Origin of the sequence: Arthrobacter sp. zg-Y238 (genome assembly GCF_024385525.1) — a bacterium.
In the GTDB taxonomy this organism is placed as follows: domain Bacteria; phylum Actinomycetota; class Actinomycetes; order Actinomycetales; family Micrococcaceae; genus Arthrobacter_B; species Arthrobacter_B jinronghuae.
Window position 1 is genome coordinate 564,149 of sequence record NZ_JANFLU010000010.1, and the last position, 22,996, is coordinate 587,144.

At 67.3% G+C, this 22,996-nt stretch carries 20 protein-coding genes and 1 tRNA gene; 5 read left to right on the top strand and 16 right to left on the bottom strand.

All coding sequences use genetic code 11. The features are described from left to right. The first annotated feature begins 34 nt into the window (after nt 1-34). Nucleotides 35-550, top strand: a complete 516-nt coding sequence (locus NNX38_RS11615; protein ID WP_255798125.1) for an alpha/beta hydrolase — start codon at nt 35-37, stop codon at nt 548-550. Nucleotides 551-580: 30 nt separating this feature from the next. On the opposite strand, the gene NNX38_RS11620 is transcribed toward NNX38_RS11615, so the two are convergent. Next, nucleotides 581-3,328: a LuxR family transcriptional regulator gene (locus NNX38_RS11620; protein WP_255798126.1), complete on the bottom strand. Its 2,748-nt coding sequence runs from the start codon at nt 3,326-3,328 to the stop codon at nt 581-583. Nucleotides 3,329-3,585: 257 nt separating this feature from the next. On the opposite strand from NNX38_RS11620, the gene NNX38_RS11625 reads away from it, so the two are divergent. Continuing rightward, entirely contained in the window at nt 3,586-4,170 is a 585-nt protein-coding gene (locus NNX38_RS11625) for a small multidrug efflux protein (protein ID WP_255798127.1), read from the top strand. Nucleotides 4,171-4,259: 89 nt separating this feature from the next. Continuing rightward, the gene (locus NNX38_RS11630) at nt 4,260-4,901 is read left to right on the top strand and encodes a hypothetical protein (protein ID WP_255798128.1); all 642 of its coding nucleotides are present in this window, start codon (nt 4,260-4,262) and stop codon (nt 4,899-4,901) included. A 96-nt stretch (nt 4,902-4,997) separates the two neighbouring features. On the opposite strand, the gene NNX38_RS11635 is transcribed toward NNX38_RS11630, so the two are convergent. From NNX38_RS11635 to NNX38_RS11680, 10 genes are all read right to left on the bottom strand, one after another. Beyond that, a tRNA-Pro gene (locus NNX38_RS11635) sits at nt 4,998-5,071 on the bottom strand. A 429-nt stretch (nt 5,072-5,500) separates the two neighbouring features. Further along, the gene (gene der, locus NNX38_RS11640; RefSeq protein ID WP_255798129.1) at nt 5,501-7,063 is read right to left on the bottom strand and encodes a ribosome biogenesis GTPase Der; all 1,563 of its coding nucleotides are present in this window, start codon (nt 7,061-7,063) and stop codon (nt 5,501-5,503) included. A gap of 170 nt (nt 7,064-7,233) precedes the next feature. After that, nucleotides 7,234-7,935, bottom strand: coding sequence for a (d)CMP kinase (gene cmk, locus NNX38_RS11645; RefSeq protein ID WP_255765778.1), 702 nt, complete (start codon nt 7,933-7,935; stop codon nt 7,234-7,236). Further along, entirely contained in the window at nt 7,932-9,041 is a 1,110-nt protein-coding gene (locus NNX38_RS11650; RefSeq protein WP_255798130.1) for a prephenate dehydrogenase, read from the bottom strand. The genes cmk and NNX38_RS11650 overlap by 4 nt, the downstream gene beginning before the upstream one ends. Nucleotides 9,042-9,044: 3 nt before the next feature. Further along, nucleotides 9,045-10,268 (bottom strand): pseudouridine synthase, encoded by a 1,224-nt coding sequence (locus tag NNX38_RS11655; RefSeq protein ID WP_255798131.1) that lies wholly within the window; start codon nt 10,266-10,268, stop codon nt 9,045-9,047. Between the two features lie 24 nt (nt 10,269-10,292). Further along, nucleotides 10,293-10,937: an SMC-Scp complex subunit ScpB gene (gene scpB / locus NNX38_RS11660; RefSeq protein ID WP_255798132.1), complete on the bottom strand. Its 645-nt coding sequence runs from the start codon at nt 10,935-10,937 to the stop codon at nt 10,293-10,295. Further along, nucleotides 10,934-11,884, bottom strand: coding sequence for a ScpA family protein (locus NNX38_RS11665; RefSeq protein ID WP_370646431.1), 951 nt, complete (start codon nt 11,882-11,884; stop codon nt 10,934-10,936). The genes scpB and NNX38_RS11665 overlap by 4 nt, the downstream gene beginning before the upstream one ends. Next, nucleotides 11,862-12,755: a ParA family protein gene (locus tag NNX38_RS11670; RefSeq protein WP_255798133.1), complete on the bottom strand. Its 894-nt coding sequence runs from the start codon at nt 12,753-12,755 to the stop codon at nt 11,862-11,864. Before NNX38_RS11670 ends, NNX38_RS11665 begins: the two co-directional genes overlap by 23 nt. A 114-nt stretch (nt 12,756-12,869) precedes the next feature. Beyond that, nucleotides 12,870-13,457 carry a GNAT family N-acetyltransferase gene (locus NNX38_RS11675; RefSeq protein ID WP_255798134.1) on the bottom strand — a complete coding sequence of 196 codons (588 nt, stop codon included), beginning with the start codon at nt 13,455-13,457 and terminating at the stop codon, nt 12,870-12,872. 149 nt (nt 13,458-13,606) lie between these two features. Further along, the gene (locus tag NNX38_RS11680; protein WP_255798135.1) at nt 13,607-15,034 is read right to left on the bottom strand and encodes a cation:dicarboxylate symporter family transporter; all 1,428 of its coding nucleotides are present in this window, start codon (nt 15,032-15,034) and stop codon (nt 13,607-13,609) included. A 130-nt stretch (nt 15,035-15,164) separates the two neighbouring features. On the opposite strand from NNX38_RS11680, the gene NNX38_RS11685 reads away from it, so the two are divergent. Continuing rightward, nucleotides 15,165-16,802 carry a sensor histidine kinase gene (locus NNX38_RS11685; RefSeq protein WP_255798136.1) on the top strand — a complete coding sequence of 546 codons (1,638 nt, stop codon included), beginning with the start codon at nt 15,165-15,167 and terminating at the stop codon, nt 16,800-16,802. Then, nucleotides 16,799-17,518 (top strand): response regulator, encoded by a 720-nt coding sequence (locus NNX38_RS11690; protein WP_255798137.1) that lies wholly within the window; start codon nt 16,799-16,801, stop codon nt 17,516-17,518. The genes NNX38_RS11685 and NNX38_RS11690 overlap by 4 nt, the downstream gene beginning before the upstream one ends. A gap of 16 nt (nt 17,519-17,534) precedes the next feature. Here the strand turns inward: NNX38_RS11690 and NNX38_RS11695 are convergent, their stop codons facing one another. From NNX38_RS11695 to NNX38_RS11715, 5 genes are all read right to left on the bottom strand, one after another. Beyond that, nucleotides 17,535-19,445 carry an AMP-binding protein gene (locus NNX38_RS11695; RefSeq protein ID WP_255798138.1) on the bottom strand — a complete coding sequence of 637 codons (1,911 nt, stop codon included), beginning with the start codon at nt 19,443-19,445 and terminating at the stop codon, nt 17,535-17,537. Nucleotides 19,446-19,552: 107 nt separating this feature from the next. Then, the gene (gene dhaK, locus NNX38_RS11700; protein WP_255798139.1) at nt 19,553-20,548 is read right to left on the bottom strand and encodes a dihydroxyacetone kinase subunit DhaK; all 996 of its coding nucleotides are present in this window, start codon (nt 20,546-20,548) and stop codon (nt 19,553-19,555) included. Between the two features lie 56 nt (nt 20,549-20,604). Beyond that, the gene (dhaL, locus tag NNX38_RS11705; protein WP_255798140.1) at nt 20,605-21,237 is read right to left on the bottom strand and encodes a dihydroxyacetone kinase subunit DhaL; all 633 of its coding nucleotides are present in this window, start codon (nt 21,235-21,237) and stop codon (nt 20,605-20,607) included. Then, nucleotides 21,234-22,031, bottom strand: a complete 798-nt coding sequence (locus tag NNX38_RS11710) for an HAD-IA family hydrolase (RefSeq protein ID WP_255798141.1) — start codon at nt 22,029-22,031, stop codon at nt 21,234-21,236. Before NNX38_RS11710 ends, dhaL begins: the two co-directional genes overlap by 4 nt. A 2-nt stretch (nt 22,032-22,033) precedes the next feature. Then, nucleotides 22,034-22,897, bottom strand: a complete 864-nt coding sequence (locus NNX38_RS11715; protein ID WP_255798142.1) for a class II fructose-bisphosphate aldolase — start codon at nt 22,895-22,897, stop codon at nt 22,034-22,036. Nucleotides 22,898-22,996: the final 99 nt, after the last annotated feature.

Below are 22,996 nucleotides of genomic sequence, written 5' to 3' on the forward strand. Positions count from 1 at the left end.
AACCCGGCACGGCAATGAAATCCCGGGAGAACGCATGGAGATCCTCTTCGTCCATGGAGCCGGCGGCTACCCGGACGACCTGCCCCTCGCAGAAGAACTGCACACCCGCCTCGGCCTGCCCGTTACGGCGCCCCGCTTCCCCGATCAGGACATGTCAGCCGCGGGCTGGCGCAGCGAAATCGAACGGCACCGGAATACCCTCGCCCCTGACCTGGTCATCGTCGGGCATTCCTTCGGGGCGTCGATGGTCCTGCTTCACCTCGCCGATGGATTTCAGGGCACCCCGCCGCTGGGACTTGTCCTCCTGGCAGTGCCTTTCTGGGAGTCGGAGGGTTGGCAGGCGGAATACGCCCTGCCGGCTGACGCCGAACTGCCAACCGGCTTCCCGGTCTGGCTCCACCATTGCGTCGACGACGAGGTGGTGCCCATCGACCATCTGGACCGGCACGCAGCGCGGCTGCCTCACGCCGTCGTCCGCCGGCATACATCCGGCGGGCACCAGTTCGAGGGGCGGATGGCTGCGGTGGCCGACGACGTCGGCACGCCCTAGTGGCGGGCCTCGACCGCCACGCTGCGGGGCTCAGCGAAGGGACAGCTCGCGGAGCTGGCGGCGCGAGGTGACGCCCGTCTTGCGGAAAATGTTCCGGAGGTGGGCGTCAATCGTGCGAGGGCTGAGGAAGAGCTCGGTGGCAACTTCGCGGGAGGTTGCGCCGGTAGCCACCAGCCGGGCGATGTGCATTTCGTGGGCGGTGAGGCTGTCGGTCGGCTGGGCGCTTCTCTTGCGGGGGTGCTCACCGGTGGCACGCAGTTCGCGGGCGGCGCGGGCTGCGAACGCTTCGGCTCCCATGTCCATTAACAGCTCGTGCGCGGTGCGGAGCTGTTCGCGGGCGTCCTGCCGTCGGCCCTCGCGACGAAGCCACTCGCCGTAGACAAGGTGGGTACGGGCGAGGTGGGTGGTTATCCGGCACCGACTGAGCTGGTCGATTGCCTCACGAAAGTGCTCCTCAGCAGTCCTCCCCGTACTGGTCAACGCCCGTGCACGCGCCGCCAGACCGAGCCCCCACGGCGTACCGCTGGCGAGGGCGCGTGAAGTGAGTTGCTCCAGCGCATCGGCCGCACTCTCCGGCCGGCCGGAACGGCACGCCGCTTCGACGAGTTCAGAGTGGGCCAGGTTGTTGAACCTCACCGCTTCGGTGTCGACGGCCCGTGCCGCCGCGGCATGAGCTGCGGAGTAGTCGCCCCGACCGTTATGCAGCACCGCCATGGCGTACTGTGTCAGGGCATCCTCGGTGCTGTGCGCCTGTCCGGCAGCCTTGCGGACAATGCTCGCGCGCATCCCGGCGGTCTCGTCTGGACGGCCGCGCCAGGCAGAGAGGAGGAGCTGCGCGTGCAGCAAGGGCACAGCCTCGGTCGCGGCTGCGATCGCTGCGTGCTCGGCGGCGCGGTCGAACTCACCCGAGAGCACTTGCATGACGGATTGGCCCAGAAGTGCGTCCGGGAGTGCGGCAAGCGCGCCGGTCTCACGGGTCAGACGGACATGACGGATGGACACCGCGTGGAGCATCTCGTCGTCGAACACCGACATTGCGGTTCGGCTGGCGAGCCACCCCCAGCGGCAGGTGTCGGCGACGCTCAGCGCATCAACATCCTGCTCCTGGCCTCCGAAGGCCGCCAGCGCCCGCCGCAGCCCCGGCACACCGGCCGAATACCCCTGAGTGAAGGTCGTCACAAGCCCGTCGAGCAGCAGATCCGCAGGCCGCAGAGACCCCGTCGCGACGGGCGCCGTCAGGGCAGCCTCGGTCACTTCCGGTATGCCGCGGCCGCGGCGGAAGTCACCGGTGACGATCGCCGCTTCGAGCGCGCGCAGATACGTCTCACGGGACAGCACCGGGTCCAGCGGGGCCAGGCTCTTAGCGGCTTCCAGCAGCATCCTCTGCCCTTCGGCGTCGCGCTTGAGGTGGAACGCGATCCGCGCGCGCAGCAGTTCGAGGCGAGCCTGCTGTAGGGTATCGAGCGGCCCGGCCGAAGCGATGGTCAGCAGCTCCGAGGCGTCCGCACCAGCCTCGTGCTTCTCACGCGCGGCTTCCAATGCCCGGCTCGCCCGTGCGGCGGGATCAGGTGTCAGTCTGGCTGCATGCTCCATGAACGCCGCCGCGGCGGACAGCCCGCCGCGGGCACGCGCCCGGCCTGCTGACCGTACCAGTTCCGCGGCGGCGTCCTCATCGGTGCCCAGCACGGCCCGTGCCCGGTGCCAGGCGCGTCGGTCGGGATCGATGTCCGGATTGGTGGCAGCGGCCAGCGCGGCGTGCACGCGGCGGCGCTCCGGCGGGGCGGCGGACCGAAGCACAGCCGAACGCACCAGCGGATGGCGAAACTTCACCCGCGTATCAATCTCCAGCAGACCGGCGGCTTCCGCGGGCGCGGCAGACTCGCCGGCGATCCCCAGGTGCGCGGCCGCACGCCATAGCAGCGCCACCTCTCCGGTTGGATCGGCAGCGGCAATCAGCAGCAAGAGTTGAGTCGGTGCCGGCAGGCTGTCCGAGCGGCGCCGAAAGGTGTCCTCAAGGCGGTGCGTGATCCCCGGCATCGGCTCGAACCCGCCGGCCAGCCACGCAGCCGGCGCGTTACGGGCCAGTTCCAGCAGGGCGAGAGGGTTCCCTCGTGCCTCGGCAAGGACATGGTTCCGCTTCCCGTCGTCCAGGGGTATGTAGTCGGCCGCAGCCAGCAACTCCCGCGCGTCGGTCTCGTCGAGCCCGCCCAAGCGTAAGACAGGGATACCGTCGAACCCGCGCACATCGCGGTCGGTGGGCTCCCGCAGCGCCAACACCAGCACCATCCGCTCGGCCGCGACCCGTCGTGCCACGAACGCGAGAACCTGGGCAGACGCCTCATCCAGCCACTGCGCGTCGTCGACGATGCACAGAAGGGGCCTTTCCTCAGCGGCCTCGGCTAACAGGTTGAGAGTTGCCAGCCCGATCAGGAACGGATCCGGCACGGCACCGCTTTGCTGCCCGAACGCCACGCCCAGAGCGGCCTGCTGCGGCTCGGGCAGCGAACCCATGCGGTCCAGCAGCGGCGTGCACAACTGATGCAGGCCCGAAAAAGCGAACTGTGTCTCGCACTCCACTCCGACCGAGGACGCCACCCGGAACCCTGAGGCATCAGCCCTGCGGCGGGCGTACTGGAGCAGCGCCGTCTTTCCGATACCCGCCTCCCCGCGCACAATGACTGCCCCGCTCAGCCCGTCTCGTGCCTGCGAGAGGAAGTTGTCGACCGCTGCACGCTCCGCGTGCCGGCCCAGGAAGTCCATCAGTGTCGCTCCCTTCACAGCTTGTCGGCACCCTATTAGGCAATTCCCACCTACGCAAACGAAGTCGCTCCGACCTACCGCGTAGGCGGAAACCGGCGGAATGCAGGGACTTCCACCGACGCGACGGCGCTGACTCCGGTGCGAATCTGAAGACACCGGTGCAGGCGAAGCAGTACGGCCCAGCCAGACCCGGGAACACTGTTTCTGCTGGGGACAGTTTCGAGAATCGCACAAATCCACGACCCGCATAAGACAAAAGAAAGAAGCGCCGAACCATGAACCCCATTCAGGAACTGATCATCAACTTCCAGGATCTGGCGGCCCAGGTGCCCGAGATCATCCGTCCCTTCATCATGATGCTCGCCGGGGCCGTCCCGTTCATCGAGGCCGAAGGGGCCTCCGTGATCGGCATCCTCGGCGGCCTCCACCCTGTCGTTGCCGGTATCGCCGCCGCAGTCGGCAATTTCCTGAGCGTGGTCCTCGTGGTGCTCTTCACGTCCCGGGCCCGCACTGCGGTCACCGACCGCAACACGGCCCGCGTCGCGGCTGCTCGGAGGGCCGAGCGTGTCCCGGCCTCCCTGGGTTACCAGGGGTCCGCTGAGTTCGAGGAGACGGTGCCGGCCAAGCCCGTATCAAAGGGGCGCCAGCGCTTCATGAAGTGGCTCGTCCGCTTCGGCGTCCCCGGCGCGAGCATCCTCGGTCCCCTTGCAATCCCGACCCAGTTCACATCCGCGATCCTCATCGCGAGCGGAACCCCCCGTGGCTGGGTGCTGCTCTGGCAAGGTGTGGCAATCGTCATATGGACGACAGTGGCCACCGTCTCGGTCTGGGCCGCCCTCACCTACGTCGTCGGGGTCTGAGTCACATGAAAGCACGGATCGACGACCCCTCGGCGGAACGTAGCCGCGCTGGCAGGGCTGTTCCGAAGAAGCGATTCCGGGAGGAACAAGTGACACCCAAAGAGACGCTGGAACCCGGGGACGGCCAGACGCTTCCGCGCTATCGATGGTGGCAGCTGTTCTCGCGTTCCCTCTTTCATCTGCGGCTCGCCGGCGAGGACGGAGCACCGGAAATCTGGTCCGTAGACGTCCGGCCCGGCGGGGATGCGGACGGCGAAGTACGCGCGCGGCTCTACCGCAACGGGATCAACCAGGCCCGATCGGAACTTCCCGCGGTGTTCGCAGTGCCGGGTGGCGCCATCGAGGTCGAGGTCAGCATCTACGGGCTCAGGCGCTGCCACTATGTGACCCCCGACGGGTCCGAGCGACAGCTTCTACCTGATCCTGCCTCGGCCGAAGGACTGCGCGCCCGACTGGAACGGACCAATCCGGCGCTGAGCCGTGCCGTTGGCATCGTATCGGCCAGCGTACTCGTGGTCGCGCTCGTGCTCGGCGTTCCGCAGATCGTTGAGCAGATCATGCAGCTCCCGCCCGTCGCGGAGAACATCGGCACGTTCTCCAGCCCTTTCCAGCTTCCGGCATCGGCGAACATAACGCTGCTGCTGGCAACGCTGGCAGCAAGCACCGAACGTGCACTGAGGCTGCGCTACAACTGGGTCCTCGACGGCGGCTTCCTTGAGGGTGGTGACTAGAGCATCGGCCGGGCTCTGCGGCAGGCTCGACCCCCAGCCCGGCACCCGCTTAAACGACAAAAGCCTGACGAAACTCGCGTTTCATCAGGCTTACCGTCGGGTTGACAGGATTTGAACCTGCGACCCCTTGACCCCCAGTCAAGTGCGCTACCAAGCTGCGCCACAACCCGCAGTTCTTCCGGAATGTCTCCCGGCTGAACCACCTCAAATACCTTACACCACAACCGGTGAATCCGTCGCATCGAGGCTCGCGGGCGTTGCGGGCACCGGTGTACGGCCAAAACAGAGCGCGCACCGGCTCCCCCGCTTCCCGGCTGCGGTGCTTGTACAGATAACGGGCTTATCCGCTTCCCGGCCGCGGTGCTTGTACAGATAACGGGCTTATCCGCTTCCCGGCCGCGGTGCTTGTACAGATAACGGGCTTATCCCAGCCGGATAGCCCCGTTATCTGTACAGTGATGAGCCGCCGGACTCCCGGGCCGCTGCCACAGCCCCGAAGCCCCGTTGCCACAGCACCGCAGGCAGCACCCCCCCGAAACGCAGAAACCCCGGCCCCGCTCCCCCATAAGGGACCAGGACCGGGGATTCACGCCGGAGACTTAGCGCTTGCTGTTCTTGCCGCGCTTTTCGCGGACGCGCATGCTGACCTCGATGGGCGTGCCCTCGAAGCCGAACGTCTCGCGCAGCCGGCGGGTGATGAAGCGGCGGTAGCCCGGATCCAGGAAGCCGGTGGTGAACAGCACGAACTTCGGCGGACGCGAGGAAGCCTGCGTACCGAAGAGGATGCGGGGCTGCTTGCCGCCGCGCACGGGGTGCGGGTGGGCCGCCACGAGCTCGCCCAGGAAGGCATTGAGCTTTCCGGTGGGGATGCGCTTGTCCCAGTTTTCCAGTGCCGTATCCAGTGCCGGAACAAGACGGTCCTTGTGCCAGCCGGTCTTGGCCGAGATGTTGACGTGCGGAGCCCATTCAACGTGGGCCAGGTCGCGCTCGATCTCGATCTTGAGGTAACGGCGGCGCTCGTCGTCGAGCAGGTCCCACTTGTTGAAGGCGAGGACCAGCGCGCGGCCGGATTCGATGGCCAGCTGGAGGATGCGGACATCCTGTTCGCTGAGGACCTCGTCCACGGCCAGGAGCACGACGGCGACCTCGGCCTTTTCCAGGGCAGCCTGGGTACGCAGGGAGGCGTAGAAGTCCGCGCCCTGGGCCATGTGCTGACGGCGGCGGATGCCGGCGGTGTCGACGAAGCGCCAGGTGCGGCCGCCGAGTTCGATCATTTCATCCACCGGGTCACGGGTGGTGCCCGCAGTGTCATCCACGACCACGCGCTCGGACCCGGCCAGCTTGTTCAGCAGCGAGGACTTGCCCACGTTCGGACGGCCGATCAGTGCGATGCGGCGCGGGCCGCCGGAGCGGTCCAGTCCGCCGTATGCGGAGTACTCGGGCAGCACGTCCAGGACGGCGTCGAGCATGTCACCGGTGCCGCGGCCGTGCAGGGCGGAGACCGGGTACGGCTCGCCGAAGCCCAGGCCCCAGAGGGAGGAAGCGTCGGCTTCGTTCTGGATGTCGTCCACCTTGTTGGCGACGACGACGACGGGCTTGCCCTTGCCGCGCAGCATCCGCACCACGGCTTCGTCGGTGGCGGTGATGCCGACGGTCGCGTCGACCACCAGCATGACGGCGTCGGCGTGGTCGACGGCGATTTCGGCCTGGTCGGCAACCCGGCGGTGGATGCCGCGGGCGTCGTGTTCCCAGCCGCCGGTGTCCACCAGGGTGAAGTTCACCCCGTTCCAGGTCGCGGGGTAGGTAACCCGGTCACGGGTCACGCCGGGGGTGTCCTCGACGACGGCCTCGCGGCGGCCGAGGATACGGTTCACCAGGGTGGACTTGCCCACGTTCGGGCGGCCAACGATGGCGACCACGGGATCCTGGCGCAGGGGTGCGTCTTCGTCGTATTCTTCGAAGCCGCCGGCGAGCAGCGCGGCGTCTTCTTCATCAAGTTCGTAGTCGTCGAGACCGGCGCGGAGGGAACGGGCGCGGATATCGGCCTCGTCGTCATCCATTGCCGCGAGGCGCTCGTCGATCTGGTCTTCTCCGGACGGCACGTACTCGTCCGTGGAGGTCCCGTCACCGGCGGTGTCGTCGTTGAGAGGTTTTCCGTTCATTGAATTGCTTTCTTTCCGTTGAGGTCTGCAGCACTGCGTACAGGCCGTCGCCGGACGTTCAGCCCGGTAAGTGTGAGGGAGGATACCTTGCGGCGTTGCCGCCGGATGTCCTCCTCCCATTGAAACACGGGCGGGTGCCCGTGATTGGTGCCGGGTCCCCCGGCGGGGAGCTAGTGGGTACTGGTGAAAACCACTTCGAGTACGGCCGAGACCGTCTCTTCGAAGTCCAGGTCGGAGGAATCGATGGTGACGACGCCGTCGGCGGCCTGCTGGAATTCCACCACGGTGGAGTCCTTCGCGTCGCGGACCAGGACCTGTTCCTTCAGGGCGGCGGCGGTCTGCGTGCCGCCCAGCTGGATGCCGCGGCGGCGGAGCCGGGCTTCTTCGCTGGCGGTGAGCAGGATCCGCACCTCGGCGTGCGGGGCCACCACGGTGGTGATGTCCCGGCCCTCGGCCACGATCCGCAGGCCCGAGTCCCGAATCAGCTGCTGCTGGCGTCGGACCAGTTCCGCCCGGGCCCCCAAGGTGGTGGCGACGGCGCTGACCGAGGAGGACACGGCGGGCTCGCGGATGGCGTCGGTGACGTCCCGGCCGCTGACCCGCACCCATTCCTCATCCGGGGACAGGCTCAGGGCAATGTCGGCGTTTTCCGCGGCGGCCTCAACGGCCACCGAATCGGTCAGATCGATGCCGGCCTCCATGCAGGAGAGCGTGACCGCACGGTACATGGCACCGGTGTCGAGGTAGGCGGCGTGCAGGCGGCGGGCCACTTCCCGGCTGATGCTGGACTTGCCCGACCCCGACGGTCCGTCGATGGCCACAACCAGCGGCTTGCCCTGCCGGAACTGGGCCGGATCCACATTAGAACTCACTGCACTACCTTCCACCCGCGGGCGCTTAATTCAGAAACAAGGTCATTCACCCGGCCGGGCAGGACGGAGATTTCCGCCCGTCCCACCTGCCGGCCGGAGGCGTGCTCCAGCCGGAGGTCTTCCAGGTTCACGCCGATCTCACCGATTTCGGTGAGCAGCCGGGCAATCTGGCCCGGCGTGTCATCCACCAGGACGGTGAAGGACACAAAGGTCTGCGCCGGTCCGCCGTGCTTGCCCGGAATCCGGGCCTGCCCTGCGTTGCCTTCGGCAATCAGCTGCGCCATGTCCAGGCGCGCACCATCCGCGACCGGGTCTTCGAGCGTGCGGATCAGCCGGTTCAGGTCCTCGCGGACCCCGTGCAGGATCGGCACCAGCCGCCCGGCGTTTCCGCTGAGGATCTGCACCCAGAGATTTGGATCGCTTGCGGCAATCCGGGTCACGTCCCGCAGGCCGTTGCCGGACAGGGCGAGGGACTGCGGCGGGGTTTCCTGCAGCCGGCTGGCCACCAGGGAAGCCATTACCTGCGGCAGGTGCGAGGTCAGCGCCACGGACGCGTCGTGGTCTTCGACGGACATCCGGGAGACTACGGCGCCCAGGTCGAAGGCAAGGGCCTCGGCGCGGCGCACGGCGTCCGGAGTTGCTTCCTCCGGCGGGCAGATCACCCAGGGCATGCCGTTGAACAGTTCCGCCCGCGCAGCCACCGGCCCGGATTTCTCCCGGCCTGCCATCGGGTGCGTGCCCACGTAACGGCTGAGATCGGCGTCGCGCTCCCGCAGGTCAGCCAGGACGGCGGACTTGACGCTGGCAATATCAACGACGACGGCGGCCGGCCAGTCCTTCAGCGCTGCCGCGGCCAGAGACGCGGTAACATCCGGCGGCGCGGCAACGACCACGAGTGCCGGCTCGAAGCTTTCGCCTGCGGTACTGAGCAGCCGTCCGGCGCCGATGTCGCGGGCCACGGCCTCTGTCGAGGGAGACAGGTCCGAGAGCACCACATCGACACCCCGGGCAGAAAGCCCGAGGCCGATGCTGGTGCCCAGCAGCCCCGTGCCGATAATCAGCACGGATCCGGACAGGTGGGTGCCCCCGTCAGCGGCAGCGGCCATTGGCTACAGTCCTACTGAGGCGAGCAGGTGTCCGACCTCGCCGCGGCCGAGGACGCGGATGCTGCCCTGGCGCTGGTCGCCCAGGCTGATCGGTCCGATCTTGGTGCGGACGAGGCGCTCCACCGGGTGGCCGACGGCGTCGAACAGCCGGCGGACAATGCGGTTGCGGCCCGAGTGCAGGACTACCTCGACCAGGAGGTGGCCCGGGGTGGAGTCGACCAGCTTGAAGGAATCAACCTTCTGGAAGCCGTCTTCCAGCTCAATGCCTTCACGCATCTGCGCGCCCACGCCGTGGCTCATCGGTCCGCGGACCTGCACCAGGTAGGTCTTGGGGACTTCGTAGGAGGGGTGCGTCAGCCGGTTGGTCAGCTCGCCGTCATTGGTCAGCAGCAGCAGGCCCTCGGTTTCGTTGTCCAGCCGGCCAACGTGGAACAAACGCTCGTTCTTGCTGGTGGCCTTAAGGAAGTCGCTGATGCAGGGACGCCCTTCGGGGTCTTCCATGGTGGAGATGACGCCGCGGGGCTTGTTGAACACGTAGTACTTCTGGGTTTCATCCAGCTGCAGGCGCATGCCGTCCACGTGGATGGCCACCGTCGCCGGGTCAACGCGGACGCCGAGCTCGGTGACGACCTGGCCGTCAACTTCGACGCGGCCTTCGGCAATCATTTCCTCGCACACGCGGCGGGAGGCGACGCCGGCACTGGCCATGACCTTCTGCAGGCGGACGCCTTCGGGGTTGTGCTGTTCGGAAATCACCGGGGCGGCGGGGCGGCGGGTGGTGGATCGGCGAACGGGGCCCAGGTTCTGGCCGAAGCGCTCCCCGCGGAAGGCGCGGTCGCCGCTCTTGCGCTGGCCCTGCTGGGGGCCGCCGAACTTGCCGGCACCGGACTTGGAACCGCCCGGCTTGAAGCCGCCCGATTTGGAAGCACCGGACTTCGGGGCGTCGGTACGGGGTGCACCGGTCTTGCCGGAGTTGCTAGAGCCGAAGGCCTTCACGGCGTCGGACTTGAACTTCTCCGGGCGGGCCGCCTCGGGGCTGACGGGCCGGTAGCCGTTGGCACGGTCTTCACCGGGCTTGAGACCCGATGCCGAGCGCGGGCCGCCGGTGCGGTTGGAGGAGGGCTTGGAGCCGCGGCCGTAGCTTTTGCCGCCGGCGGGGCCACCGGCACTGCGTCCGCCGCCGCGAGGGGTATTGCGGCCGGATCCGGAACGGGGTGCTGGTGTCATGAGTAAGTCCTTTGGGTGTAGCGGTTAATAAGTAGTGTCTTCATATTCGGCCAGGTTTTCCAGCCCGGGCAGGTGCGGTGCAATCTGTGGAAGTTCGTCGAGGCTGCCCAAACCAAGCCGTTCCAGAAAGTACGGCGTGGTCCGGTACAGCAGCGAACCGGTTTCCGGTTCGGTGCCGGCGTCGACGATCAATCCACGCTGAACCAGCGTGCGGACCACCGAATCGACGTTTACTCCCCGGATCGCGGAGACCCGGGCCCGGGAGACGGGCTGCCGATAGGCAATCACCGCCAATGTTTCCAGTGCGGCCTGCGACAGCCGTGCACTCTGGCCTTCCAGTACAAACTTCGACACAACGGGCGCATAGTCAGCGCGGGAAAAAATCCGCCATCCGCCTGCTACGTCACGGAGTTCAAAACCACGCGGTGCGCCCTCGGGTCCATCCCCAGTATAACCGTCATACTCCCGCTGCAGTTCCGTGAGGGCCGCGAGCACTTCCGGCTCCGGCACGCCGATCACCGAGGCCAGCACCGCGGGGGCGGCAGGTTCGTCCACCACCATCAGCACCGCCTCGACGGCGGCCTTCACTCCCCCGGGAAGTGCTGCAACGTCTTCGCGGGTGTCGTCCCCGCCGCTTGTGCCCGGACCAAAACCAGGTTCCGCCGTCATGACCGGTCCTCTTCCAGAGTTGTGTGTTGGACTGCTGCGCCATTGGATCCGCTGTTTTCGCCGGCGCGCTCACCGTCATATTCATCTCCCACGGCGGCAACCCCGCCTGCCGGATCCGCCCCTCCGGTCCACGTGACGAGCAGCTCACCCAGCGGGGCAGGCTGTTCAAAGCTGACGACTCCGTCGCGGAACATTTCCAGCAGCGCGAGGAACCGGGCCACCGCCACGGGACCGTCGGCGTCGGACACCAGGGCACCGAAGGAGGCCGCGCCGTCTGCAGCGAGGCGTTCCGCGAGGATTAGCGCCTGCTCCCGGACGCTGGTCTTGGGCGCGTGCAGGTGTTCAAGCCCCACTGTCGGAGGCTGCTCGTCGCGCGGCTGCAGGGCACGCGCGGCCAGGTCCGCGAACTGCTGCGGCGTGGTCCGCCAGACCAGCTCGGGAAGCATCGCCGCGAAGTGCGGATCCAGGGATACCTGCCGCGGGTAACGCCGCGCCTCGTCCGTCAGCCGCTCCCCCATCAGGGCGGCCATCTCGCGGAACGCCTTGTACTGCAGCAGCCGGGCGAACAGCAGGTCACGGGCTTCGAGCAGGGCGACGTCTTCCTCGTCCTCCACGTCGCCGGCCGGAAGCAGGCGTGCTGCCTTGAGGTCCAGGAGGGTGGCGGCAATAACCAGGAATTCGCTCGCCTCATCCAGCGCGACCTCGGGTCCGGTACCGAAGAGTTCCCGGATGTAGCCCAGGAATTCATCGGTGACGGCGGCAAGGGCAATTTCGGTGATGTCCAGCTCGTGCTTGGAAATCAGTCCCAGCAGGACATCGAAGGGCCCGGTGAAGTTTGCCAGCCGGACTTCGAAGCCGGCGCGGGCGGCCGGATCCTGCGAACCCGGCTCCCTGGCCTCCGGCTCCGCCGGGGCGGGCGCCGGCTTAGGGCGCGCCGCCGCGGGCAATCAGTTCCTTGGCGAGACGGCGGTAGGAGTCCGCGCCCGGGTGGTTGCCGGCGTACGAGGTGATCGGTTCGGCCGCCACAGTGGCGTCGGCGAACTTGATGGTCCGCTTGATGACCGTTTCGAAGACCTTGTCCCCGAAGGCTTCCACGAGGCGGGAAATCACTTCACGGCTGTGCAGGGTGCGGGCGTCGTACATGGTCGCCAGGACGCCGTCCACCTGGAGGCTGGGGTTGAGCCGGTCCTGGACCTTCTCGATGGTTTCCACCAGCAGGGCCACCGCACGCAGGGCAAAGAACTCGCAGATCAGCGGGATGATCACGCCGTGCGCGGCGGTCAGGGCGTTGACGGTCAGCAGGCCCAGGGAAGGCTGGCAGTCGATGAGAATGACGTCGTAGTCATCCGATACCCGGCGTAGTGCGCGTTCGAGCACCTGCTCGCGGGCCACCTCGTTCACGAGCTGCACCTCGGCTGCGGAAAGGTCGATATTGGCCGGCAGCAGGTGGATGTTCTCGATGGAGGTTTCGTGGATCGCCTCGCGGATATCCACCTTCCGGTCCATCAGCACGTTGTAGACGGTGAGGTCCAGCTCGTGCGGGTTGGCTCCCATCCCTGCGGACAGGGCGCCCTGCGGGTCAAAGTCCACCAGCAGCACGCGGCGGCCGGCTTCCGCGAGGGCGGCACCAAGGTTGATGGTGGAGGTGGTCTTGCCGACCCCGCCCTTCTGGTTCACCATCGCAATGATCCGGGCAGGACCATGGGACGTGAGGACGGGAGGCTCGGGGAATACCGTCAGGGGACGTCCGGTTGGACCCATCGCCGTGTCGGCTCCGGTTGCGTCCTGCAGAGTTGATGAACCCTGTTCGCTGCTCACGTATAAATCCACGCTTCCGTATCTAGCTTTGCTGCGGGCTGTCTTTGTCAAGGTTACAGCCGCGCCACGGCCATCCCGCGAATCAGGGCTGTGATGACCGGCGAGCCTTGACGCTCAAGTAGAACTCGAACGTTGAGGGCGGACGGCAGCATGCAGATGCATGTCGTGCCAGCCGTCCGCATGCCTGAGGGCACTGCGCTTGGTTCCTTCCAACGCGAAACCGGTCTTCCGGGCGACGGCGCAGGAAGCCTGGTTGCGCACCGAGTGGGAAAGCTGGAGGCGCATGAGGCCTGCCGCGCCGAAGGCCCACCGCGCCAGCGCGTCCACGGCCCGGGATGCCACCGCGTTTCCCCGATCCCCCGGAAGCACCCAATAGCCCAGTTCAGCATCACCTTCGTACAGATTGACGCGGCTGAGAGCCACGCGCCCCACCACGTTCCGGCCGCTGCTGCATACGGCCCAGTTGGCGCCGGATTCCTCCTGCCAGCGGGTACTCCAGCGGCGGATCCATTCAAGGGCTTCGGCTTCGGTTGCCATCGTCCGCCGGTTGAAGTGCGAGATGTCCGGCTCGCCGTAAGCCTTCGCCACCACGGCGGCGTCGTCGTCGCGCCAGGGCCGCAGGACCAGGCCGTCCGCGTCGAGGGTCGGCTGCACCCGGCTGCTCAATGTCCCGCGCGGCAGATAGGGGCCAAGTGCTGTCATGGAAGGTCCACCGTTTCGTAGAGCGGGCATCGAGGACCATTATGCACTCGCCCGGATTCCCGCCGGCAGCACACGCAAAACGCGCTCCGCCCCGGTGTCTTCCGGGGCGGAGCGCGTTTCAAGGTACTGCCGGTTGTAGCGCTGGCGCCTTAGTGCCGCGGATCGCCGGCGGTGCCGGCGACTGCGGAACTGCCGGCAGGGCTGGGAACCGTGGCGGCCAGTTCGGCGGATTCCGCCGTCTGCCGCGGTTCGTCGGTGCCGGCGTCGACGTTCATGCTCGCTTCGTCGAAGGGCAGTTCGCGGTCCAGGACCGCCTTGACCTGTTCCTTGTCGATTTCCTTGGTCCAGGTGCCGATGAGGACGGTGGCCACGGCGTTGCCGGTGAAGTTGGTCAGGGCGCGGGCCTCGGACATAAAGCGGTCGATGCCGACAATCAGGCCCACGCCTTCGATCAGGTCGGGGCGGTGGGACTGCAGTCCGCCGGCCAGCGTGGCCAGGCCTGCACCGGTGACGCCTGCGGCGCCCTTCGAGGCAATGATCATGAAGACCAGCAGGGAAATCTGTTCGCCCAGTTCCAGCGGCTTGCCCATGGCCGAGGCCACGAACAGTGCGGCCATGGTCAGGTAGATGGCGGTTCCGTCGAGGTTGAAGGAATAACCGGTCGGAACCGTAACGCCGACCACGGGCTTGGAAATGCCCAGGTGTTCCATCTTTGCGATCAGGCGGGGCAGGGCCACCTCGGAAGAGGAGGTGGAGAAGATCAGCAGGTACTCACGGCCCAGGTACCGCATGAGCTTGAAGATGCTGAACCCGGTGACCAGCTTCAGCAGCCCGCCCAGGATGACGACGATGAAGAGGATGCAGGTGATGTAGAAGGCAACCATCAGGGTGGCCATGCTCACGATCGCCTGGATGCCGGTCTCGCCGACGACGGCGGAGATGGCACCGAAGGCGCCGATGGGAGCCAGCCACATGATCATCATGAGGATCCGGAACACCAGGGCCTGGATGTAGCCGATTCCCTTGAGCACCGGCGCTCCCGCGGGTCCCATCTTCTGCAGGGCAAAGCCGACCAGCAGGGCAACAAACAGGGTCTGCAGGATGGACTCGCCGGTGAGGGAGGCCAGCAGTGTGGTGGGGATGATGCTCAGAAGGAAGCCCGTCATCCCCTCCCCTTCCTCGGGGGCAGCCGGGGCGGCACCAGCGGAAGCCTGCAGGTCCAGGCCTTCGCCCGGGTGGATGAGGTTACCCACCACGAGGCCGATGGCCAGCGCGAAGGTGGACATGATGATGAAGTAGCCAAGCGCCAGGCCGCCCACCTTGCCGACCGTGGCTGCTTTGGCGATTGATCCGATGCCTAGGACAATGGTGCAGAAGATGACGGGGGCAATCATCATCTTGATGAGGTTGATGAACCCCGTTCCGAGGGGCTTGAGGCTCTTCGCGAACTCGGGGGCAAGAAGCCCGAGTACGGCACCGAGCACCACCGCAGCGATTACGGCGATGTAGAGGAAATGTGTTCTGTCCCGCTTACGGCTCTTCTGTGAACCGTCGTAGGGATTAGCGGCAGCTGCCATGGCGGTACTCCTTGATGCGTGTGGTCGGCTTCCATCTTCGATGCTTATGTGATCACAGTCACCCTTGTGTTCATATTGTTCTCAAGAAAACTCCTTACGCCCCGTAAGGATCCGCGACAAAGGACCAAACGTGCACCGACGGAGCCTGGCAGGACGGCTGTTCCTGGCCCAGCTTGCGTTCATCCTGTGCGTTTCGGGCGGGATCGCCTGGGGGCTGTACCAGCAGGCCGAAGAGAACACGTATGAGGAAACGGGCTCACGGATGCTCGCCGTCGCCGGCACCGTGGCTGCCGCGGATACCGTCCGCACCGCCGTCGACTCCCCCGATCCGGCGGGCCTGCAGGACTATGCGCGGGAGGTGATGGACAACGTCGGGGTGGACTTCCTGACCATCATGGACACGGACCGCACGCGGTTCACGCACCGGAACGCCGAGCAGATCGGCAGGCCCTACATCGGTTCCATCGATCCGGCCCTGGCCGGAGAGAGCTTCACGGAAACCTACACCGGCACGCTGGGACCCTCGGTCCGCGCCGTCACCCCGGTGTACGACGACGCCGGCAACGTCACCGCGCTGGTCGCCGCCGGCATCACGGTGGACCGGGTGGCCATTGCCCGCGATGCACGGCTGCCGGAGCTGTTCGCCATCGACGCGGCCGCGCTCGCTGCCGGAGCCGTGGGGTCCTACCTGCTCAGCCGCTATCTGCGCCGGGCCACGCACGGCCTCGGTCCCGCGGAGCTGACACACATGTACGCTTTCTACGATTCGGCGCTGCATTCGGTGCGTGAGGGGCTGCTGCTGCTCAATGACCAGGGACAGCTGGTGCTCTACAACGACGAAGCCGCCGTCCTGCTGGGGCTGCCGCCGGCGGATCCCGCCGTGCGGTGCCGGGAACTGCCGGATCTTCCCGGACCGCTGGCATCCCTGCTGCGCTCCGGCCGGGACGCCCGGGAGGAAATCCATCTCACCGGCGAGCGCATCCTGGTGGTCAACCAGTCCGCAGCGGTGTCCGCAGGGCCGCACGGCCGGCGGTTCGGCACGGTCACTACGCTGCGGGACCATACCGACGTCGAATCCCTCACCGGTGAACTGGCCTCCATGCGAACGCTGGCCGATGCCCTGAGCGCCCAGGCCCATGAGCACGCCAACCGCGTGCACACGCTGGCGTCCCTGATCGAACTGGGGCGCAGCGATGAAGCCCTGCGGTTTGCCACGGCCGATCTGGAACAGTCCCAGCAGCTCAATGACGAAGTGCTGGCCGTCGTGGAGGAACCGGCGGTAACCGCCCTGCTGATGGGCAAGGCGGCGCAGGCCCGCGAGCGCGGCATCGAACTGGACATCGAGGTGGGCCCGGAAACGGGACGATTCAGCGGGGCCGGGCTGGAACCGGTAGAGCTGGTGACCATCATCGGCAACCTGCTGGACAACGCGTTCGACGCCGCGGAGGACTCCGTGCGCCTGTACCTGGGCAGCGGAGACGGCCAGCTGCTGATCGAGGTGCAGGACGACGGCGCGGGCGTGGACCCCGAGATAATCGAACATATCTTCGAACAGGGGTTCAGCACGAAGGCGCTGCCGCAGGGACGGGTGCTGTCCGGCCGCGGAATCGGCCTGGCACTGGTCCGCCAGGCGGTGACGCGGCTGGGCGGAAGCATCCAGGTACTGGGCGGCCCGGGGGCCTGCTTCAGTGTGGAACTCCCGCTGCCGGATTCGGCCTCTACTCCGGACCCCCAGACTCCGGGCCCCCGGGCTGAGGCAGCATCGTGACGCGGCACTCCCCCGCCGTCGGCGTGCTGGTGGTCGAGGATGAGGAAATCCCCGCCGAGGCCCACGCCGAGTATGTCCGCCGGACGCCGGGCTTCCGGCTGGCGGGCATTGCACGCACCGGCGCCGAAGCACTGGAAGCACTCAAGGACGCCGAGTCCGCGCCGTCGGGCAGCGAAGCCGAGATCGGCCTGGTGCTGTTGGACATGAACCTGCCTGACCTGCACGGGCTGGACCTGCTGCGCCGGATCCGCGGGGCCGGACTGCCCGTGGACGTCATAGCCATCACCGCGGTCCGGGACCTGGCGGTGGTCCGCAGCGCCATGTCCGGCGGCATTGTCCAGTACCTCATCAAGCCGTTTACCTATTCGGCGTTCAGCGCCAAGCTCACCGCCTACGCCGAATACCGGCGCCGGATGGCCGAGCAGGCCGCCTCCACCACGCAAAGCGAAGTCGACAGTGCCTTTGCCGCCCTCCGTCCTGCCGTGGCAGGACAGCTGCCCAAGGGCCTGTCCGCGGAAACGCTGGAGGCCGTGGCGGATCTGCTCAAGGGTGCCCGGGCACCGCTCTCCGCCACTGAGGCAGCAGAGTCGCTGGCCATGTCCCGGATCACCACCCGCCGCTACCTGGAGTACCTGGCGGACCAGCAGTCGGTGCTGCGCTCGCCGAGGTACGGCACCCGGGGCCGGCCGGAGCTGGAGTACAGCTGGCGCCGGTGAGGTGCCCAGCCGCGGCCTAGGGCACCGGACGCAGCACCGCGGTCAGGGCTTCCAGCACGCCGGGATCCTCGATGGTGGAGGGCACGGTGTGCGGAACGCCGTCGGCAATCTGGCGCATGGTCTTGCGCAGCACCTTCCCGGACCGGGTCTTGGGCAGGGCGTCCACCACGTACACGTCCTTGAAGTCCGCCACCGGACCGATCTGCGAGCGCACCCGTTCGACCAGTTCGGCGCGCAGCACGTCGGCGTCGATCTCCGTTCCTGCCTTCAGCACCACGTAGCCGGACGGGCGCTGGCCCTTCACCGGATCCGCGATGCCGATCACTGCCGCTTCGGCGACGGCCGGATGGGAGCCCACCGCCTGTTCCATGGCGCCGGTGGAGAGCCGGTGGCCGGAGACGTTGATGACGTCGTCGGTACGGCCCATCACGAACACGTAGCCGTCCTCGTCCACGTACCCCGAGTCACCGGTGGCGTAGTAGCCGTCGAAAACCTCCAGGTACGCGGCGCGGTAGCGTTCGTCGCTGCCCCAGAGCGTCTGGAGGGTTCCCGGCGGGAGCGGCAGTTCCAGGGCGATGTTGCCCTCCGTTCCGGCCGGCACCCGCTTCCCGTCCGGCCCGAGCACGCGCACGGCAAACCCGGGAACCGGGACGGAGGGTGACCCGGCCTTGACCGGAAGTTCCTCCAGTCCCACGGGGTTGGCGCAGATGGCCCAGCCGGTTTCGGTCTGCCACCAGTGGTCGATCACCGGCACCCCGAGGGCAGCCTCCGCCCACTCCAGCGTGGCCGGGTCCAGGCGCTCGCCGGCGGCAAAGAGGTGCCGCAGCCTCGAGAGGTCGTAACGGCCGGGTTCGGCGGCGGCCGGGTCGGCCTTCCGGATGGCCCGCAGCGCGGTCGGTGCGGTGAACAGGACGTCGACGCCGTGCTCCGCTGCCACCCGCCAGAACGCGCCGGCGTCCGGGGTGCCCACGGGCTTACCCTCGTACAGCACGGTGGTGGCGCCGGCGATCAACGGTCCGTAGACGATGTAGGAGTGGCCCACCACCCAGCCGACATCCGAGGCGGTCCACATCACCCGCCCCGGCCCCACCCCGTAGATGTTCTCCATGGACCAGGCCATCGCCACCGCGTGGGAGCCGTTGTCCCGCACCACGCCCTTGGGTGCGCCCGTGGTGCCGGAGGTGTAGAGGATGTACAGCGGATCGGCGGCGGCCACGGAGACCGGGCCGACGGGCATGGCAGCTGCGGCGAGCGCGTTCCAGTCATGCCAGGCCGCCCCGCCGGTGCCGTCAAACTCCTCGCGGGTAGCCGTGAAGCCCGTCCGTTCGGCCACGACGACGGCGGCCACCCGGTGCGTGGCGGTTTCCAGGGCCTCGGCGACGGCCGGCAGGTATTCGACGGCGCGCTTGGGTTCGAGTCCGCCGCTGGCCGTCACGATCACCGTGGGACCGGCGTCGTCGATCCGGGCGGCGAGCTCCCGCGGGGCGAATCCCCCGAACACCACGGAGTGGACCGCGCCCAGCCGGGCGGTGGCCAGCATCGCGATCACGGCCTCGGGGATCATCGGCAGGTAGATGATCACCCGGTCCCCGGGGCCGACGCCGAGCCCGCGCAGCACGCCGGCGAACCGTTCAACCTCGGCCAGCAACTGGCTGTAGGTATACGTGCGGCTGGTGCCGAGCATCGCGGAGTCGTAGATCAGCGCCGCGGTGTCTCCGCGGCCGGCGGCCACGTGGCGGTCCAGGGCGTTGTAGGAGGTGTTGAGCTCCGCGTCCGGATACCAGGAGTACAGCGGCGCCCTGGCGTCCTCGAGGGCGCGGGACGGCGGCTTGTCCCAGTCCACCAGGGAAGCTGCAGCGAGCCAGAACCCCTCGGGATCGGAACTGCTGCGCGCATAGGCCTGTGCGTACGTTTCGTGCCCACCCATGAATCCTCCTTGATCCGGCGTAGTACGCCATGCTACTCGAGGACGGGCCTGCGGACGCCTCCTTTTCGACCTGCCGGGGACATCAACGGTGTCTGGTGGCGCCGGATTTAGAAGACCCGGATGGGGATCTCGGCGGGGTCCATGAGCAGCGACTCGATCTCGTCGTCGAGCTTCACCAGGGTGATGGACGCACCGGCCATGTCCAGGGACGTGCAGTACTCCCCCACGTAGCTGCGGCCCACGCTGATGCCCTGCTCCGCGAGACGCTTGTGTGCCTGCCCGTACAGGAGGTACAGCTCGCTGATCGGAGTGCCGCCGAGTCCGTTGACCATGAGCGCCACGCGGTCTCCCTCACGGAAGGGCAGGTCACGCACCACCGGGCCGAGGAGCTCTTCGACAATCTCGTTGGCGCTCATCATCTTCGCCCTGCGCCGGCCCGGCTCGCCGTGGATGCCGACGCCCATCTCGATCTCGTCCTCTCCGAGCTCGAACAGCGGGCTCCCCTTCGCCGGCGGAGTACAGGCGGTCAGGGCGACACCCATCGTCCGGGTCACGGAATTGACCTTCTCACCGATGCGGATCACTTCGTCGAGGTCCGCCCCGCGCTCGGCGGCGGCGGCCACTGCCTTGATAACGAAAAAATTACCGGCAACACCGCGTCGGCCGATCGTGTAGGTGGAGTCCTCGACGGAGACGTCGTCATTGATGAAGAGCGTCTTGACCTCGATGCCCTCGGCGGAGGACATTTCCTGCGCCATGTCGAACACCATCTTGTCGCCGGTGTAGTTATTCACCAGCAGCAGCACACCCTTGGGCGAGGCCATGAGCTTGGTGGTCTCGTACACGTAATCGAGCGGCGGCGCCGCAAACACGTCCCCCGGGCAGGCGGCGTCGAGCATTCCCCTGCCGACGATCATCACGTGGGCCGGCTCATGCCCTGAGCCAGAGCCCTGCACGATGGAGACCTTCTCCTGGTCCGGACCGTCGGCGCGCATGATCAGGTTGTACTCCGGCACGTACTTCAGGGTGTCCGGGTTCGCGAGGGCGAGGCCCTCGAGCATATCCGGGACGAACTGCTGCGGATCGTTGACGAACTTTTTCATGGGGGCTCCACGTCGTTGTGAGTTGGCAGGGACAAATTGATGCGGGTGAAGAATAGTCAGGGCCAGTCGGCGACCATACGCTCGACGATGATGGCGACCGCCGCCGCCCCGGCGTCCGGGGAACCGATGCTGCGCGCTCCGCTATAGCTGGCCCGCCCCCGCTTGGCTTCCAGTGCCGAGGTTGCATCAGCGCACTCGCGGGTCTTGGCAGCGAAAGCGGCACGGCATTGAACCGGCGACGCGCCCGCGGCGAGTTGGCGCTCGAGTTCATCGGTTGCAGGTATCAGGGCGTCCAGCAGGGTCTTGTCACCAAGGTCGGAGTTACCGCGAGCCTTGATGCCGTCGGTGGCCCCGCGCAGCATGGAGACGACGGCGGCGCCGTCGATCGTGTCCAGCGTCTTCGCGGCCGCGGACGCCCGCAGGAACGCCGTGCCCCACAGCGGACCCGAGGTTCCACCGATCCTGCTGGAGATGGCGAGCGCGATCTGCTGCAGGAAGGTAGCCACATCGTCGCGCTTGAACGAGTCCCAATCTGCCAGGACCTTCTCGAAGCCGCGGGCGAGGGAATACCCCAGGTCACCGTCTCCCACCACGGCGTCAAGGTCCCCGAACGCCTCCTCCTTGTCGACGGCAGTCTGGGCCAGGGAGCGGACAACGAATTCGACGTCGGCCAGATCGGTGCTGCTCATGGTGTCTCCGTTTCGTGCGTTGTGGCAGGTAGATCAAGCAACTCCTGCAGGACGGCGAGGGTGACTGCGCCGGAAGGACGGACGCCATGCGGGTCTGCGAGCACCTCGGCCTGCTCTCCGTCGGGATCGCCCAGCGAGGAGACCACAAGCTCTGCGCCCGTGAAGTCCTCCCCGCGGGTGAAACCGCTGACCGTCACGACGGTACGAAGTCCGGCGCCGACGGCGGCACGCAGCCCGTTCGCACTGTCCTCGACAACGATCGCGTCCTGCGGTTCCACGCCGAGTTCCTTTAGCGTGAGGAGGTAGATGTCCGGCGCAGGCTTCTTCGCCGACACCACGTCACCGGCGAACACGGAGAAGTGCGCCGCGAGGTCGTCCCCGACGGCGTGCGTCAGGACGGCGCGTACAGCGGGTTCTGCGGAGGTGGAAGCGACGGCGAGGGTCCAGCCGGCGTCGTGCGCTTCCTGGACGATCCGGGCGATGCCCGGCCGCGCGGGCATAACGCCGCTCTCCACCAGCCCCTTGTAGACCTCGGTCTTCCGCCGATGCCAGGAGAGAATCGCCCTGTCGACGGCGTCGTCGTTCTCCAGGCCCAGCGACTCGGAGAGCGAGGGTGTGAGGATGCTGCGCATCCTCTCCTTACCTCCGCCGATCTTCACCTTCTCGGCGTACTCCTCTACCGACCACTGCACGGGAACATGGAAGTCGGCGAAGGTCTGGTTGAAGGCGGGCAGGTGTCCGTACTGTTCGGTGTCGGCGAGCACGCCGTCGCAATCGAAGATGAGGGCGGGCATGGTCAACGGCCGTCCTTGCCTGCACTGCCGAACTGTGTGCAGAGGTCCGTGACCATCGAGACGACATCAGCCCGGGTGTGCCGAAACAGCGACGGCGGATCCCACTTGCTGTTCTGCTCGGCCTGCTTCAGGAAGGCCAGGCTGGACTGCATGTAGGTCTCCTTGAGCGCGGTGGAAATGTTGACCTTCGCGCAGCCGCGGGCAATGAGGTCCGCGAACTGCCCGGCGCTGAGGCCGCTGCCGCCGTGCAGGGCGATGGGCACGTTGCGCGCCTCGACGATCTGCGTGACGCGTTCGGCGTCGAGCACGGGTGCAGCCTTGTAGCTGCCGTGGGCGTTGCCGATCGAGGGGGCGAAGACGTCTATCCCGGTGGCGTCAATAAAGGCCAGTGCCACGTCAAGGCTCTGCTGCTTGGAGACGTCGTCGGACCCGTGGTCGTCCTCGACTCCGGTGATCGCCTCGATCTCGCCCTCCACCTGGGCGCCGTAGCTGCGGGCTTCGGCGACGACCTCGACGGTCTGGCGCTGGTTTTCCTCGACGGGCAGGTTGGAGGCGTCGAAGAGCACCGAATTCCAGCCGGCCTTGAGGCATTCGGTGACCACCGCGCGGTCCGGGCAATGGTCCAGATGCAGGGTGACGGGCACCTCGATGCCGCGCGTCATCGACTGCCACATGTCGAAGAGAACCCGGGACCCGATGCTGCGTACGGTCTTGACCGAGGTCTGCAGGATCACCGGCGAGTTCGCCTCCACAGCTCCTGCGAGGACGCCCTCCATGGTCAGGTCATTGAAGATGTTGATGGCGGGCACGCCGTAGCGCTCGCGGAACGCCGGATCAACAATGTCCTTCAGCGGCACAACGCCCACAACACTTCCTCCTGGCTTGGCTTCTGCCCACGCTAGGCGCGCGGCCTCCGCGCCGGAATGGGTAATTACCCCTCCCTCCCTATGGGGGTAATCACTACC